Source organism: Pectobacterium versatile (assembly GCF_020166435.1).
GTDB lineage: Bacteria > Pseudomonadota > Gammaproteobacteria > Enterobacterales > Enterobacteriaceae > Pectobacterium > Pectobacterium versatile.
Genome location: NZ_JAINZP010000009.1, coordinates 145,074 through 161,008 on the forward strand (window position 1 = coordinate 145,074; position 15,935 = coordinate 161,008).

General features: G+C 51.6%; 14 protein-coding genes. 9 read left to right on the forward strand and 5 right to left on the reverse strand.

All coding sequences use genetic code 11. The features are described from left to right. Window positions 1-14: 14 nt before the first annotated feature. A complete protein-coding gene (gene asnC, locus K7X24_RS12850; protein ID WP_010300103.1) occupies window positions 15-476 on the reverse strand; it encodes a transcriptional regulator AsnC in 462 nt (153 codons plus the stop codon). Window positions 477-628: 152 nt separating this feature from the next. On the opposite strand from asnC, the gene asnA reads away from it, so the two are divergent. Continuing rightward, window positions 629-1,621 carry an aspartate--ammonia ligase gene (gene asnA / locus K7X24_RS12855; protein WP_010681470.1) on the forward strand — a complete coding sequence of 331 codons (993 nt, stop codon included), beginning with the start codon at window positions 629-631 and terminating at the stop codon, window positions 1,619-1,621. Here asnA and viaA read toward each other — a convergent pair. Together viaA and ravA are read right to left on the reverse strand one after the other, a co-directional pair. Continuing rightward, window positions 1,618-3,096: an ATPase RavA stimulator ViaA gene (gene viaA / locus K7X24_RS12860; RefSeq protein WP_130621345.1), complete on the reverse strand. Its 1,479-nt coding sequence runs from the start codon at window positions 3,094-3,096 to the stop codon at window positions 1,618-1,620. The genes asnA and viaA overlap by 4 nt on opposite strands. A 5-nt stretch (window positions 3,097-3,101) precedes the next feature. Beyond that, window positions 3,102-4,601, reverse strand: coding sequence for an ATPase RavA (ravA, locus tag K7X24_RS12865; RefSeq protein ID WP_130623271.1), 1,500 nt, complete (start codon window positions 4,599-4,601; stop codon window positions 3,102-3,104). Window positions 4,602-5,203: 602 nt separating this feature from the next. Here ravA and kup point away from each other — a divergent pair. After that, complete coding sequence (gene kup / locus K7X24_RS12870) at window positions 5,204-7,072, forward strand: low affinity potassium transporter Kup (RefSeq protein ID WP_039533588.1); 1,869 nt, start codon at window positions 5,204-5,206, stop codon at window positions 7,070-7,072. Between the two features lie 179 nt (window positions 7,073-7,251). Here kup and qseC read toward each other — a convergent pair whose 3' ends face one another. Then, window positions 7,252-8,601, reverse strand: coding sequence for a quorum sensing histidine kinase QseC (gene qseC / locus K7X24_RS12875; protein ID WP_224555212.1), 1,350 nt, complete (start codon window positions 8,599-8,601; stop codon window positions 7,252-7,254). After that, window positions 8,598-9,260, reverse strand: coding sequence for a quorum sensing response regulator transcription factor QseB (gene qseB, locus K7X24_RS12880; RefSeq protein WP_224555215.1), 663 nt, complete (start codon window positions 9,258-9,260; stop codon window positions 8,598-8,600). The genes qseC and qseB overlap by 4 nt, the downstream gene beginning before the upstream one ends. A 257-nt stretch (window positions 9,261-9,517) precedes the next feature. Between qseB and K7X24_RS12885 the strand changes: the two genes are divergently transcribed. From K7X24_RS12885 to rbsR, 7 genes are all read left to right on the forward strand, one after another. After that, window positions 9,518-9,913: a YgiW/YdeI family stress tolerance OB fold protein gene (locus K7X24_RS12885; RefSeq protein ID WP_010300116.1), complete on the forward strand. Its 396-nt coding sequence runs from the start codon at window positions 9,518-9,520 to the stop codon at window positions 9,911-9,913. 204 nt (window positions 9,914-10,117) lie between these two features. Continuing rightward, on the forward strand, window positions 10,118-10,537 hold the full coding sequence (gene rbsD / locus K7X24_RS12890; RefSeq protein ID WP_103943320.1) for a D-ribose pyranase: 420 nt from the start codon (window positions 10,118-10,120) through the stop codon (window positions 10,535-10,537). Window positions 10,538-10,544: 7 nt separating this feature from the next. Next, complete coding sequence (gene rbsA, locus K7X24_RS12895; protein ID WP_010300119.1) at window positions 10,545-12,050, forward strand: ribose ABC transporter ATP-binding protein RbsA; 1,506 nt, start codon at window positions 10,545-10,547, stop codon at window positions 12,048-12,050. A 7-nt stretch (window positions 12,051-12,057) separates the two neighbouring features. Then, complete coding sequence (gene rbsC, locus K7X24_RS12900; RefSeq protein WP_224555217.1) at window positions 12,058-13,026, forward strand: ribose ABC transporter permease; 969 nt, start codon at window positions 12,058-12,060, stop codon at window positions 13,024-13,026. Window positions 13,027-13,051: 25 nt separating this feature from the next. Further along, complete coding sequence (gene rbsB / locus K7X24_RS12905; protein ID WP_224555219.1) at window positions 13,052-13,939, forward strand: ribose ABC transporter substrate-binding protein RbsB; 888 nt, start codon at window positions 13,052-13,054, stop codon at window positions 13,937-13,939. Window positions 13,940-14,010: 71 nt separating this feature from the next. Further along, entirely contained in the window at window positions 14,011-14,937 is a 927-nt protein-coding gene (rbsK, locus tag K7X24_RS12910; RefSeq protein ID WP_224555221.1) for a ribokinase, read from the forward strand. A gap of 3 nt (window positions 14,938-14,940) precedes the next feature. Then, the coding region (rbsR, locus tag K7X24_RS12915; RefSeq protein ID WP_224555223.1) for a ribose operon transcriptional repressor RbsR at window positions 14,941-15,935 on the forward strand (995 nt) is incomplete at its 3' end.

A 15,935-nucleotide genomic window follows, 5' to 3' on the forward strand; every position in this document is an offset into this window, starting at 1 on the left:
ATAGGAAAAAAGCATTACGGCGCGATCGTCCGCATGATGGGGTTTTGCAGGGAGATCAGCGTTTCAGTGGACTGAATTTCATCAATTGTTTGGATCTTGTTGATAAGCACATGTTGTAGCGCCTCGATCGAGCGGCACATGACCTTAATAAAGATGCTGTAATGCCCAGTGGTGTAGTAGGCCTCGACTACTTCTTCCAGATTGTTCAGCTTCTCCAGCGCGGAGGGATAATCTTTGGCGCTTTTCAGAATGATGCCGATAAAACAGCATACGTCGTAGCCCAGCTGTTTTGGATTCACATCCAGACGTGTACCGACAATGATGCCCGCCTGCTTCATTTTTTCCACCCGAACGTGGATCGTACCTGGACTGACGGAAAATTGTTTTGCCAGTTCGGCATAAGGCGTGCGTGCATTTTCCATTAAGGCGGAAAGAATGCCGCGATCGAGATTATCGATCTGATAAATTTCTGCCACTTTGAGCCCCCTATTTTATCGAATAATGATTTTATACCGCTATAAAATGACGGATTAAAAGCACAAGTGCAATTTATCCATAAGATTATTGAATGACAGGCAGTTTTTATTGCTTAATGAATAACTAAATACGATGAATAAGAGACGCGGCAATGAAAAAGCAGTACATCGAAAAACAACAGCAAATCAGCTTCGTTAAATCTTTCTTCTCCAGCCAACTGGAGCAGCTTCTGGGATTGATTGAAGTCCAGGCACCGATTCTCAGCCGTATCGGTGATGGTACTCAGGATAACTTGTCCGGTACGGAAAAAGCGGTGCAGGTTAAGGTTAAAGCCCTACCGGATGCCACATTTGAAGTGGTGCACTCACTGGCGAAATGGAAACGTAAAACGCTGGGCGCGTATGACTTTAGCTTCGGTGAAGGTATCTATACCCACATGAAAGCACTGCGCCCGGACGAAGATCGTCTGAGCCCGATCCACTCGGTTTATGTCGATCAGTGGGACTGGGAGCGCGTGATGGGGGACGGCGAGCGCAATGCCGAGTATCTGAAATCGACGGTGACACGTATTTATCAGGGCATTAAAGCGACGGAAGCGGCAGTACATCAGGCGTTTGGCATTCAGCCTTTCCTGCCAGAACAGATTCATTTTGTGCATACCGAAACGCTGCTACAGCGCTATCCCGATCTGGATGCTAAAGGGCGTGAACGCGCTATCGCTAAAGAACTGGGTGCAGTCTTCCTGATTGGGATTGGCGGTAAGCTGTCCAGCGGACACTCTCACGATGTGCGTGCGCCGGATTATGATGACTGGACGACACCAGGCGAGCAGGAACTGGCAGGTCTGAACGGCGATATCGTCGTGTGGAACCCGGTCCTGAACGATGCGTTTGAGATTTCATCAATGGGCATCCGTGTCGATGCGGAAGCGTTAACACGCCAGCTTGCGCTGACGCAGGATGAAGAACGTCTGAAGCTGGAATGGCATCAGGCGCTGCTGCGCGGTGAAATGCCGCAAACGATCGGTGGGGGAATCGGTCAGTCTCGCCTGGTCATGCTGTTGCTGCAATTGCCACACATTGGTCAGGTTCAGTGCGGCGTATGGCCACAGCCGCTGCGTGAGTCGGTTTCTGGCCTGCTTTAATAAGCCTTGCCGTGTTGCCAACGGCGCATTAAGCGGCTTTTTAACCCGGTATCAAAGCGCCAGATATGGTCAAAGATGTGCATGATGCCGGGTTTGCCATGATCGGACATCGCTACAGCATGGAAACGATGCTGTAGCTGCTTCTGGCGGCTTTTCACCTTATTTACCACCTCATCCGGCAACCGCTGGGCGATAAAATCCGAAATCACTACCGCGTCGGCATCATGCCAGAGTGCATCATCCATCTTATCCAATAATGCTGACAGGCAGGCGCTCATATCCGTGCCGCCGCGGAAAGACTGGCTGAGAAAGCGTATCGCCTGCTCTAATCCGTCCGCAGACGTAAGCTCATATTTCACCACGCCGGTAGAAAACAGCATGATGTAGCAACGGCGGTTGTCGGCGAGCGCGATGCGCATCAGCGCCAGACAGAAGGCTTTGGCACAGCGTTCATTAAAGCCGCCCATCGAGCCTGATGTATCGACGCAGACGATAAACGGGCCACGCGGCTGCTGTTCGTTTTGCTGATGGACAACGGGGCGCTCGGTGATTTTCTCGCGCCAGCTCTCCCCTTGTAAGCGATAGGTCAGCAGTCGATGCTCTAGCAGGCGACGATAGAATTCATATTCCAGTTCGCTAATGCCCAACGTGGCCAGCTCCGTCGGCATCAAACGCAAAATGTCATCGCTCTGATGAACGCCGCTGACCTGTTCGGGCACGGTGGCCGGTTCTCGAACTCTTACCCGGAAGGCTTCTTGTGGCGCCTCTTGCGTGAGGATGGATTTGGTTTCCCGGCTGCGGCCTAAGCGTTCCGCCAGTTTTTGTAATGCGGGCTGGCGTTGCAGGAAAGCACCGAAATCCAGTAACGGGCGGGGATCGGTATGAATACGCTGCGCTGCGCTGAGATCCCAGAGCCGCCCGGCCGCGTTTTCGTTTTCGGCCAGAATAGGTTCGAGTTTGCCGCTGAGGGTCAGGCGTTGTTGCAGTTCATCCAGCAGGATTTCCCGTTCCTGATCCATCAACTGCTGATGCAGTGAAACGGTTTGCAGTGTGAGGCTTAGCCGCCAGCGCTGCAGAAAGAGCGCGTGGAGCCCACTGGTGATCTTCTGCCCTAAGGTTCTCTCTGGAGAGGTAATGAGCTGTGAGGCCTGTGCCAGAAAAGGGGATTCTACGTTGTTCAGCATATCCATAATCGCAGGCAGGCGTGTCTGAAAAGCCTGGTTGTCGATCGATTGTGAACGTTGGTAGCAGCTAAATTCTTTTTCCAGCTCTGGCGGTACCTGCGTGGTGCGCAGGCGCTGCTTTAAGGTTTCTTTCCAGTGAGGAAGATCGTTGAGTAACGCGGACTTCAGGCTGGGATACTTTTCCAAGAAGAAAGCGAGCTGCGGCGTTGCCAACAGCGTGACGACCAGATCGTCCAGCAGTTCGTTTTCATCGATAGACAGCAGCATTTCCAGTGATTCCAGCGTGATCATCGGCGTTATTCCTGTTGCTCTGATTGCTGGATCTGCTCGGCAACCTGCTGCAGGCTGGCTTCTATTTTAGCTAGCCACTCAGCGGGGACGAACAGACAAGGCTGATGCTGGCTGAATAAGCGGCGCTGTTCGCGCAACTGCATGTTCAGCTTTTCATATTCATCGGTAATGTCGGCAGGCAGCGCACAGTCGCGCTTTTCTGGCAGAGAAAGAATGGAGGATTGCAGGCTGATATCGCGAACCGTCAGATGCTGGCGATCGTCTACCAGCAGATCGAGACGTTGAGTAAAGCCGATGCCGTTGAGTTTGCCCCGGATTTCTCCCCCTTTTTGCAGCCAGCCTTGCAAAGCATTCTTTTCAATGATCAGGTGATTGACTTCAATATCGTGCAGGATCAGCGGGCGTTGCAGCACCAGATCCAGCGTTTCAGCGACGATCGTGTCAGGCAACGTGTAATGGAATTTCCGGCCAAGGAAGTGCCCCTGTTTCTCTACCGAAAATGCCTGTAATTCGCTTTGTTCACGCTGATATTGCTGACGTTTGGTATTCGCCTGTTGCAACCGGAACAGCAGACTTTTCTGCTGGTAGGCGTGCTCGGTAATCAGCAATTCAAGCTGGTGTTCGATGAGTGTTAAGGTGCTTTGGTCATGCCAGAGACAGTCTTTCAGCAGAATGATATCAACCGGCGTAATGGTGTCCCGTCCGCAGAAAAATGCGCTGGCCTGAAGCAGGCGCAGGGCTTTTTTCCAGCGTCGATCGGAAATGTAAGGCGCCTTTTCCAGCGCATCGAGCTGCTGACGCAGCGTGTAAATCAGCTCGAAACCGAACTCCGGCAATGCGATATGCTCAATATCCTTCTGCCACTGTTGGTACTCTTCATCGCTGACGCTAAGGGCGGGTGGTACGGGGTTATCGCGATCGCTGCTGTTATTCACAAGCAGCGCACGGAAATTCTGTTTTTCCTGCACGCGATCGAGCCACAGACGGATAAGCATTCGGTCGTAGAGCGCTTCCAGACCGCCATCCGCCTCCGGCAGTTCATTCGAGGCCGCGACCAGCAGGCGCATGGGGATCGTATCTTCGCTGTTGCCATTACGGAAACGTCGTTCGTTAATGGCCGTCAGCAGGGTATTCAAAATAGCGGGACCCGCTTTCCAGATTTCATCCAAAAATACGATTTCGGCTTCCGGCAGATAGCCGGCGGTGAGGCGCTGGTAGCGGCCTTCATCTTTTAATGCCTGAATGGAAAGGGGGCCGAATACCTCTTCCGGAGTGGAAAAGCGGGTCATCAGGTACTCAAACGCATTCGCATGACGAAAAGCGAATTTAAGGCGCCGGGCAATCATACTCTTGGCTATACCTGGCGGCCCTAGGAGAAAAACACTTTCCCCGCTTAGCGCTGCCAGCAGACAGAGACGAATGGCGTGCTGTCTTTCGTAGAGCCCATGTTCTAGCGCATGGCTGAGGCGAGAAATTCTTTCAGCCAATGCCGCGGTTTGACGCATAATTAATCCGTTAGTCCCATGATGTGATGTACTGAAATCGTTTATTTTTGAATTTGGTTGCTCTACTGAAAGCGGTGTCTCAGAAAAACCCTACTTTCAGAAAGACAATAGTAATAATAAACGGCAGATCACAGATTTTTATTAGAATACTTTTACGGATTATTCACCCTAACGGGGTAAGTAAGCAATAAACCACCCTTTACAGGATGTTTCGTATACACCTGTCATACTTCAAGCTGCAGGTGTGTTGGCTGCGCTTACTCACCCGAATCACTTACTTGAGTAAGCTCATCGGGATGAAATGAGAGACATCCTGTCTCTCACCGAAGGCCAGCCGCTGGCTGGTCAAATTCGTTCCCGACGAATTTGTCCCTCGCTTGCCGCGTTACGATGCTCATAACTGAGCATCGTCCTAAAGGGCCAACGCTTTGCGTTGTTCAAAACGTTAACGTTTTGTCCGCAACCCGAATTATTTAGGGTGTAGAAGATGGCCCGCACAATAAAAATGGGTTTTTACCCTGATTTGTGCATACTGTGCGCTTTTGGACGAGTTGCTGTGAATGACGCGCTTCGCGGACTGATTAACAACAGAAGATAGGTTTATGAGCTCAGAACATAAACGTTCGCTTCCGGCTGTCACGCTGGCGGCCATCGGGGTGGTTTATGGAGATATAGGAACCAGCCCTCTTTATACGTTAAGGGAATGTTTATCAGGGCAGTTTGGTTTTGGGGTCGAACCTGACTCGGTCTTTGGTTTTCTTTCACTGATCTTTTGGCTGTTGGTTCTTGTTGTTTCGCTGAAATATCTGACCTATGTGATGCGTGCCGATAACGCAGGCGAAGGTGGGATTCTGACATTAATGTCGCTAGCCGGGCGCAATACCTCCGATCGCATGACGTCCGTGCTGGTCATCATGGGGTTGATTGGTGGCAGCTTCTTTTATGGGGAAGTCGTCATCACGCCTGCTATCTCAGTGATGTCGGCGATGGAAGGGCTGGAAATCGCCGCGCCGTCGATGGACAGCTATATCGTCCCGCTCTCGATTGTCGTCCTGACATTACTGTTTATCATTCAAAAACACGGTACGGGTAGCGTCGGCAAGCTGTTTGCTCCCGTGATGCTGATTTGGTTTTTAACGCTTGGTATCCTGGGCGCGCGCAGCATTATCGCTAACCCCGAAGTCTTGCAGGCGTTGAACCCGATGTACGCTGTACGCTTCTTTGTCGAGTATAAAGCGGTGTCGTTCTTCGCGCTGGGGGCGGTGGTGCTGGCGATTACTGGGGTCGAAGCGCTGTATGCCGATATGGGCCACTTCGGTAAATTCCCGATTCGTCTTGCCTGGTTTACGGTGGTGCTGCCGTCGCTGGTGTTAAATTACTTCGGCCAGGGCGCGTTGCTGTTAAAAGACCCGGAAGCCATCAAAAACCCGTTCTTCCTGCTGGCGCCTGATTGGGCGCTGATTCCACTGATGATATTGGCCACGCTGGCGACAATTATTGCCTCGCAGGCGGTGATTTCCGGTGTGTTCTCCCTGACGCGTCAAGCGGTGCGGCTGGGCTATCTACCGCCGATGCGTATCGTACACACGTCAGATATGGAATCCGGTCAGATTTATATTCCTGCCATTAACTGGATGCTCTATATCGCGGTCGTCATCGTGATTGTCAGCTTTGAGCATTCGAGCAATCTGGCGGCGGCTTACGGGATTGCAGTAACGGGCACGATGGTAATTACCAGCATTCTGTTCTGTACGGTGGCGGTGAAGAACTGGCTCTGGAATCGCTATCTGGCGTGGGTTTTGCTGGCGGGCCTGCTGATTATTGACGTGCCGATGTTTTTGGCAAACGTAGTCAAGATCCTCTCTGGCGGCTGGCTACCCCTAGCGCTGGGTATGGTGATGTTTATCATCATGACCACATGGAAAAGCGAGCGTTTCAGGCTGCTGCGCCGGTTGCATGAGCATGGTAACTCGCTGGATGCCATGATTGCGTCACTGGAGAAAACGCCGCCGACGCGTGTGCCAGGGACCGCCGTGTATTTCTCGCGTGCGACTCGCGTGATTCCGTTCGCACTGCTGCATAACCTTAAGCACAATAAAATCCTGCATGAGCGTGTGGTGCTGTTGACCATGCGAACGGAGGATGCGCCCTATGTATTGAACGCTCGCCGAGTGACGGTTGAACAGCTTTCGCCGACGTTCTGGCGCGTGATTGCCAACTATGGCTGGCGTGAGACGCCGGATGTGGAAGAGGTCTTTCAGCGCTGCTGGCAGGATGGGTTAACCTGCCAAATGATGGAAACGTCTTTCTTTATGTCCAATGAATCGCTGATTATCGGTGAGCGCCCGTGGTATCTGCGCTTGCGCGGTAAGCTATTCATGATGCTTAGCAGAAATGCGCTGCGGGCGGCGGATCAGTTTGAAATACCGCCGAACAGGCTGATTGAGCTAGGGATACAGGTCGAGATTTAAGTGATCCCACGATTAGGGCGCTATGTTGGGATAAGATCGAGATATACGGTCGACCACGGGGCGAGGCGTCCCTGCGGGAACCTCATCCCCGTGTTTCCCTAATAACAAGCAGCGAGTTGCTGCCTGTTGGGGAAACCATATTGCTCAGTGCGTTAACGTATAGATAGAGAGAATAATAGTTACCAATTCACCGACACGATCAGCCCGCCTTCGGGCTGATTGGTGAACGTGACCCGCATGTGGTGCAGCGTGGCGATGTTGTTCACGATGGAAATCCCCAGGCCGCTGCCGGATTTTTCCTGCCCCGGCGGGCGATAAAAGCGTTCGCCGATTCTTGCCAGCGCTTCATCGCTGATACCCGGTCCGTTATCGGCAACCTTAAAGCCCCGCTCTGTTAGTGTCAGGCTTACCGTCCCTCCCTCATTGCTATAGCGAATGGCGTTATCCAGCAGATTGCGCACCAGCAGGGTCAGCAGCAGCGGATGGCCTTGCCGGATAACAGGGGGGGCTGGTAAATCCAGCGTCAGTTCGATACCCGCAGTTTGCGCCGTGTGGTAATGCGCGATCACCGCCTGTTGCAGTAAGTCATTAAACAGAACGGGCTGCATGCCTTCGGGGGATGATTCGGCATCCAGCCGCGATAACGTTAGGAGTTGATCCACCAGCCGTGTAGCCCGATCGATACCTTTGTCCAGATTGACCAGTGCATGGTGCCGCATGGCTTCATCATCATGCGCGAGTTGTGCGACTTCGGTTTGAACTTTCAACGCTGCCAGAGGGCTACGCAGTTCGTGAGCGGCATCGGAGGTGAAACGGCGTTCACGAACCAGCATGTCGCTGATGCGGGAAAACAGGTGGTTCAATGCATTGACCAGCGGGCGGACTTCCTGAGGGATGTGCTGTGTCGCCAGCGGTGTACTTTCGTCCGGTGAACGCTGTTGAAGCTCGGCGGTAATACGTTTTAACGGTGAGAGTTCACGCGTGACCAGCCAGAACAGCAGCGCCAACATGATCGGCAGTGCGAACAGCCAGGGCATCAGGTTGGTTTTTACAATATCCAGCGTCATGTCCTGACGGTATTCCCATTCCTGTCCGACAGCGATCACGTAACGATCATCTGCCGTCGTTAACCAGACGATGCGCCATGCGTCGTTGTCATTGCGCAATTTGCCGTCGGTGAAGCCGTTTCGCTGGTAATCAAAAATGAAATCTTTGCCGTTCTCACCATCATTCAACACCATCTTCCCGTCGCGAGTAAAAATGGCGAAGGCTAGGGCATCGTCGTCCTGCTTGCCTCGATCCTTATGTACCAGACTTTTGGTTTTGGGCAGAGAAGTCGACTGAATTCGCAATTCATCGGGGTTCATCGTGGCAAGACGTTTAGCAAACAGCATTTGCTGGGTATCAAATAACTCATTGATGTTATGACGCGTTTGATACCACGAAAGCAAACTGGCTACGCCCCAGCAAATCAGCGTCAGAAGCGTGAAACCCGCAATCAGGCGTAAACGCAGGCTGAGTCGGTTCATGGTGCATCTCCCAGAATATAGCCAACGCCATGCACGGTACGGATAAACCCGCCACCCAGCTTTTTGCGCAGGTGGTGGATATGCACTTCTACCGCATTGCTGGAGACATCATCGTCCCACCCATAGAGCTTTTCTTCCAACTGCGCGCGTGTGAGTACGCGGTTCGGATTGAGCAAAAACAGTTCCAGTAACGCCAGTTCGCGAGACTTTAGTATCAGCGGTTCATTGTTAAGGGTGACGCTCCGCGATCCCGGCTCAAGGGAAACTGTGCCGTGCGTTAATGTCGGTTGCAGTTGGCCATGACGACGGCGAATCAGCGCCTGCAGGCGAGCGGCCACTTCTGTCAGAGCAAAGGGTTTACATAAATAATCATCGGCACCCTGCTGTAGCCCTTCTACGCGCTGTTCTAACGCATCGCGGGCGGTCAGGATCAGCACCGGTTCATCATATCCCGCCTGACGCCACTGACGCAGAATATCCATCCCGTCCATGCCCGGCAGGCTGAGATCGAGCACAACCGCATCATAGGGGGCAGCCTTCAATGCCACGGCACCCGCTTTACCTTCCATAAACCAGTCAATATTAAAGCCCAGTTTGTTTAACCCAGCTTTCAGGCCGTCACCAATCAAGCGATCGTCTTCGATTAACAATATTCTCATGGGGTCTCGCAGGGAATGTACTGCTGTTGCGCTTATGTCTTTTCCGGTTTTATACGAAATAGAGAGGCGGTGTGTACAGGACAAATCGCTGAAATCGGGCGATTTCGGCAATATAAAAAAATAAGAAAGTAAACGCTGACTCCTTAAGATTCTGTTAAGAACGGTTTGCTTTAATCCTTCCCGAAGACCGATTACTCCCGCAGGCTGACTGCGAAACCGTTGACTGTGAAACAACAGAAAAAATAAGGAAGGTAAACATGAAAAAAGCAGCTGCGTTACTTGCCATTACCGCTCTGGTTTCTGCACCCGTATTTGCCGCACAAAGCGGCGGTGGTTTCGTCAACCCAGAAACACCAGCCGTTGGTACACATCAAGGGGGATTCATTGATCAACAGAGTTCCCTCACCACGGTAGATAAAGCTAAAGATTTGCGTGATGACAGTTGGGTGACGCTGAGCGGTAATATTGAAAAACGGATCGGTGATGAAAACTACCTGTTCCGCGACGCGACAGGCACGATGGAAGTCGAAATCGATCACAAACGCTGGAATGGTCAGATGGTTTCGCCCACCGACAAAGTGGAAATTCAGGGTGAGCTGGATAAAGACTTCAACTCCGTCGAGCTGGATGTGAAGCAGATTCGCAAACTCTAAATCGTTATCCTCAATTCCCTCGTGGCGGGCCATTGCCCGCCATTTCTCTATTTATCAACCTTCTATAACGGCCTCTTGTTCTCTTTATTTTTTTGTTAGCGAAACGTTTCGATAGCGATCACATTTTTTTTATCTCTTCATTGCCTTTCTTGCTTCTTTTTCTAGAATGTTATTAGCGAAACGTTTCGCTGGTGGGGTGAGAAGATGAAAAAAGCAGCATTATTGAATTCAGATATTTCTTCCGTGATTTCTCGACTGGGGCATACCGATAGCCTTGTTATTGGTGATGCCGGTTTACCGATTCCTGAAACGACGACCCGTATCGATCTGGCGTTGACGCATAACGTGCCGACGTTCTTGCAGGTCGTTAGCGTTGTCACCAGCGAAATGCAGGTCGAGGCCGCTATTCTGGCGGAAGAGATTATTGAAAAGAACCCCGCAATCCATGACGCATTACTCGATCAATTGAAGCAACTTGAACAACACCAGGGAAACTCAATTGCATTGCACTATGTTAGCCATGAAGAATTTAAAACCCAAAGCGGCAAAAGCCGGGCGATCATTCGCAGCGGAGAGTGTTCTCCGTATGCCAATGTCATCCTTTGTGCTGGCGTAACGTTCTGAGGCATCAATGCAACCTTTACTGCAACTGCAAGGCATCACGAAATCTTTTCCCGGCGTTAAAGCGCTTTCCGGTGCGGCACTCAATGTCTATCCGGGAAAAGTGATGGCGCTGGTGGGCGAAAACGGTGCGGGCAAGTCCACCATGATGAAAGTCCTGACCGGGATCTATCGTAAAGATGCCGGCAGCATCCATTTTCTGGGACAAGAGGTGGATTTCAGCGGGCCGAAAGCGTCTCAGGAAGCAGGTATCGGTATTATCCATCAGGAACTTAACCTGATTCCCCAGCTCACGATTGCCGAGAATATCTTCCTTGGCCGTGAGTTTACCAACCGCTTCGGTCGTATCGACTGGAACAAGATGTATGCGGAAGCCGATAAGCTGCTGAAACGCCTTAATCTGCGCTACGACAGTCGTCGTATGGTCGGGGATTTATCGATTGGCGATCAGCAAATGGTAGAAATTGCCAAAGTGCTGAGCTTTGAATCGAAAGTCATCATCATGGATGAACCTACCGATGCTCTGACGGATACCGAAACCGCTTCGCTATTCAGCGTGATCAAAGAGCTGCAATCTCAGGGATGCGGCATTGTCTATATTTCCCACCGTCTGAAAGAAATCTTTGAAATCTGCGATGACATTACTGTTTTCCGCGATGGTCAGTTTATCGGCGAGCGTCCGGTCAGTGACTTAGAGGAAGATACGCTGATTGAAATGATGGTGGGTCGTAAGCTGGAAGATCAGTACCCGCGTTCAAGTAAAGTGCCGGGAGAGGTTCGCCTTAAGGTGCAGAACCTGTCAGGGCCGGGCGTAGAGCGCGTCAGCTTTACGGTGCGAAAAGGCGAAATTCTGGGCGTCGCGGGGCTGATGGGCGCGGGTCGTACCGAGCTGATGAAGATTCTCTACGGCGCACTGCCGCGTACGGGCGGCAATGTGACGCTGGATGGCCGCGACGTGGTGACCCGTAAACCGCAGGATGGCTTGGCGAACGGCATCGTTTATATATCGGAAGATCGCAAACGCGATGGTCTGGTGCTGGGCATGTCGGTAAAAGAAAACATGTCCTTAACCGCACTGCGCTATTTCAGCCATGCGGGCGGTCGCCTGAAACACGCCGAAGAGCAACTGACGGTTGCCGATTTTATTCGGCTGTTCAACGTGAAAACGCCTTCGATGGAGCAGCCTATCGGCCTGCTTTCCGGCGGTAATCAGCAGAAAGTGGCGATTGCCCGTGGCCTGATGACGCGCCCGAATGTCCTGATCCTCGATGAACCGACGCGTGGCGTCGATGTCGGGGCGAAGAAAGAGATTTATCAGTTAATCAATCAATTCAAAGAAGAAGGGCTGAGCATCATATTGGTGTCATCCGAAATGCCCGAAGTCTTGGGAATGAGCGATCGCATCATTGTGATGCATGAAGGGCGCTTGAGCGGTGATTTCCCTATTGAGCAAGCAACCCAGGAAGCACTGATGGCCGCGGCCGTTGGTAAGCAATACGGCGCAAAGCAGGAGTAAGTCAGACATGAGTTCTCAATCTATCGCGGCAAAACGCTGGTTCAGCAAAGAGTGGTTACTGGAGCAGAAATCGCTGATCGCGCTCCTGATCCTGATTGCGGTTGTGTCCGCTATGAGCCCTAACTTTTTTACCCTGAACAACCTGTTCAATATTCTTCAGCAGACGTCGGTGAACGCCATCATGGCCGTTGGCATGACGCTGGTGATACTGACCTCGGGAATCGATTTGTCGGTGGGTTCACTGCTGGCATTGACCGGTGCCGTAGCGGCTTCCATCGTCGGGCTTGAAGTCAATGCGCTGGTGGCGGTGTTTGGCGCACTGGCGCTGGGTGCGCTGATTGGTGCGGGTACGGGGGTCATTGTCTCCAAAGGCAAAGTTCAGGCGTTTATTGCTACATTAGTCATGATGCTGTTACTGCGCGGTGTGACGATGGTTTATACCAACGGCAGCCCGGTCAATACCGGCTTTTCCGACGTAGCAGATACGTTTGGCTGGTTTGGTATCGGTCGTCCGTTGGGGATTCCGACGCCAATCTGGATCATGGCTATCGTGTTCGCGGCGGCTTGGTACATGCTCCACCATACGCGACTAGGGCGTTATATCTATGCGCTGGGCGGCAATGAATCTGCAACCCGTTTGTCTGGTATCAGCGTTGATAAAATCAAGATTATTGTCTATTCACTGTGTGGGCTGCTGTCTGCCCTGGCGGGAATTATCGAAGTCGCACGTTTGTCCTCTGCACAGCCTACGGCGGGTACAGGGTATGAACTGGATGCCATCGCGGCTGTAGTATTGGGCGGAACCAGTCTGGCTGGAGGTAAAGGGCGTATCGTTGGCACGTTGATCGGCGCACTTATCCTTGGCTTCCTCAACAACGGACTGAATTTATTAGGTGTTTCTTCTTACTACCAAATGATCGTTAAAGCAGTCGTCATTTTGCTGGCGGTTCTGGTAGATAACAAAAGCAGTAAATAACCTTCATTCACACAGGAATTGAGTTATGAATATGAAAAAGCTGGCTACTCTGGTTTCCGCTGTTGCGCTGAGCGCGACTGTCAGTGCTAATGCCTTGGCCAAAGATACGGTTGCTCTGGTGGTTTCTACGCTGAATAACCCGTTCTTTGTTTCAATGAAAGAGGGTGCACAGAAAGAAGCTGACAAACTGGGTTACGAGCTGATTGTGCTGGATTCCCAGAATAACCCAGCAAAAGAACTGGCTAACGTTCAGGATTTGACGGTGCGTGGAACCAAAGTTCTGCTGATCAACCCGACCGATTCTGATGCGGTAGGTAATGCGATTAAAATGGCCAATCAGGCCAAGATCCCTGTTATTACGCTGGACCGTGTTGCCAGCAGTGGTGAAGTTGTGAGCCACGTTGCTTCTGATAATGCCTTCGGTGGTAAAGTTGCCGGTGACTTCATTGCCAAGAGATTGGGTGAAGGTGCCAAGGTGATTCAACTGGAAGGGATTGCCGGAACGTCTGCCGCGCGTGAGCGTGGGGCGGGCTTCATGAAATCTGCTGAGAAAAATAAATTCGCGATGCTGGCCAGCCAACCTGCTGACTTCGACCGTACTAAAGGGCTGAACGTGATGCAGAACCTGCTGACCGCGCACCCTGACGTTCAGGCTGTATTTGCCCAGAACGATGAAATGGCATTAGGCGCACTGCGTGCATTGCAAACCGCAGGTAAAACAGATGTGCTGGTTGTGGGCTTTGACGGTACTCAGGATGGCGTGAAGGCCGTTGAGTCAGGCAAACTGGCTGCAACCGTTGCTCAGCGTCCTGATCAGATCGGTGTGATTGGTATTGAAACCGCTGCGAAAGTGCTGAAAGGCGAAAAAACGCAGGCCATCATTCCGGTTGACCTTAAGCTGGTTGCAAAATAATTAAAGAATAAAGCAGGGCTCGCGCCACCCGTTTGTGGTGGCGCATTATTAACGTAGCGGGATTCAACATAATGAAAACGGGTAAGCTGGTGGTGCTGGGCAGTATTAATGCTGACCATATTCTCAATCTTGAGCAATTTCCCCGCCCGGGCGAAACGGTGATCGGTGAGCAATATAGCGTTGCTTTCGGTGGGAAAGGTGCCAATCAGGCCGTTGCCGCTGGCCGAAGCGGTGCAGACATCGCCTTTATTGCCTGCGTTGGAGAAGATGATATCGGCACCCGTATTTGCCTGCAGCTATCCAAGGATAATATTGATGTTTCCGCCGTTGAGGTTATCTCTGGGGAAACAACCGGCGTTGCGCTGATTTTTGTTAACGCCGACGCTGAGAACATGATTGCGATTAACGCAGGTGCGAATGCTGCGGTGACGCCTGATTACCTTCATCGTCATCAGCAACACATTATTGATGCTTCTGCGTTGCTTATGCAGCTTGAATCGCCGTTGGAAACGGTTATTGCGGCTGCTAAACTCGCGCATGAACACCAAACAAAAATGATTCTGAACCCCGCTCCTGCTCGCGAGCTACCCGATGAACTGTTATCGCTGGTCAATATGATCACGCCGAATGAAACCGAAGCACAGTTCCTGACGGGAATTACCGTTGAGACGGAAGATGATGCGGCTCGCGCAGCACAGGTTCTTCACGATAAAGGTATCGAAACGGTGCTCATCACATTGGGTAGCCGTGGCGTATGGTTAAGTGAAAACGGTCAGGGTCAGCGAATTCCGGGATATCGTGTAAAAGCCGTGGATACTATCGCCGCCGGAGACACGTTTAATGGCGCGTTAGTGACTGCATTGCTGGAAAATAAACCCATGTCCTCCGCAGTAAAATTTGCCCATGCGGCAGCTGCTATAGCCGTTACTCGCCGAGGTGCTCAGCCCTCTGTCCCGTGGCGTGAAGAGATCGACGCATTTTTGCAAACCCAGGGGTGATCTTTGGCCACCATGAAAGATGTCGCCCGTCTTGCGGGCGTTTCTACTTCTACCGTATCTCACGTCATTAATAACAATCGCTTTGTCAGCGATACCATTCGCGAAAAAGTAATGAAGGCCGTTGAGGATCTCAACTATGCGCCGTCTGCGCTGGCCAGAAGTCTGAAAATAAACCAGACCCGTACCATCGGCATGTTACTTACTGCTAGTAATAATCCGTTTTATGCCGAAGTGGTGCGTGGCGTAGAGCGCTGTTGTTATGAGCGGGGCTATAGCCTGATTCTGTGTAACACCGAAGGCGATCGCGACAGAATGAGCCATAGCTTTGAAACGCTGCTGCAAAAGCGGGTCGACGGCGTATTACTTATGTGCACGGAAAGCCATCGCCCCTTGCCTGAAATGATGAGCCGCTATCCTTCTATACCTATGGTCATGATGGATTGGGCACCCTTTGAAGGCGTCATGGATGTCATTAAAGATAACTCCCTGCTCGGTGGAGAGATCGCGACCAATTACCTCATTTCCCGTGGTTATAAAAAGATAGCCTGCATTGCGGGTCCGAAAGATAAGACGACAGCCTATAACCGATTAGAAGGTTATCGACAGGCGATGCAGCTCGCAGGGCTATCCGTTCCCGCTGATTATGAAATTTTCGGGGATTTTGAGTTTGAAGCGGGCTATCGCGCTATGCAGCAGTTGTTAGCGCTGGAAGATAAACCTGAAGCGGTGTTCACCAGTAATGATGCGATGGCCGTTGGTGTTTACCATGCGCTTTATCAGGCTGGACTTTCTATTCCGCAAGACATGGCAGTTATTGGTTACGATGACATTGAACTGGCCCGCTATATGTCTCCACCTCTTACTACCGTTCACCAACCTAAAGATGAACTCGGCGAATTAGCGGTTGATACACTCTTGTATCGTCTAGAGCATCCCAATACTGAACCTAATGCGCTGGTGTTGACGCCGGAATTGATGGTGCGTCAGTCTGTCCGGTG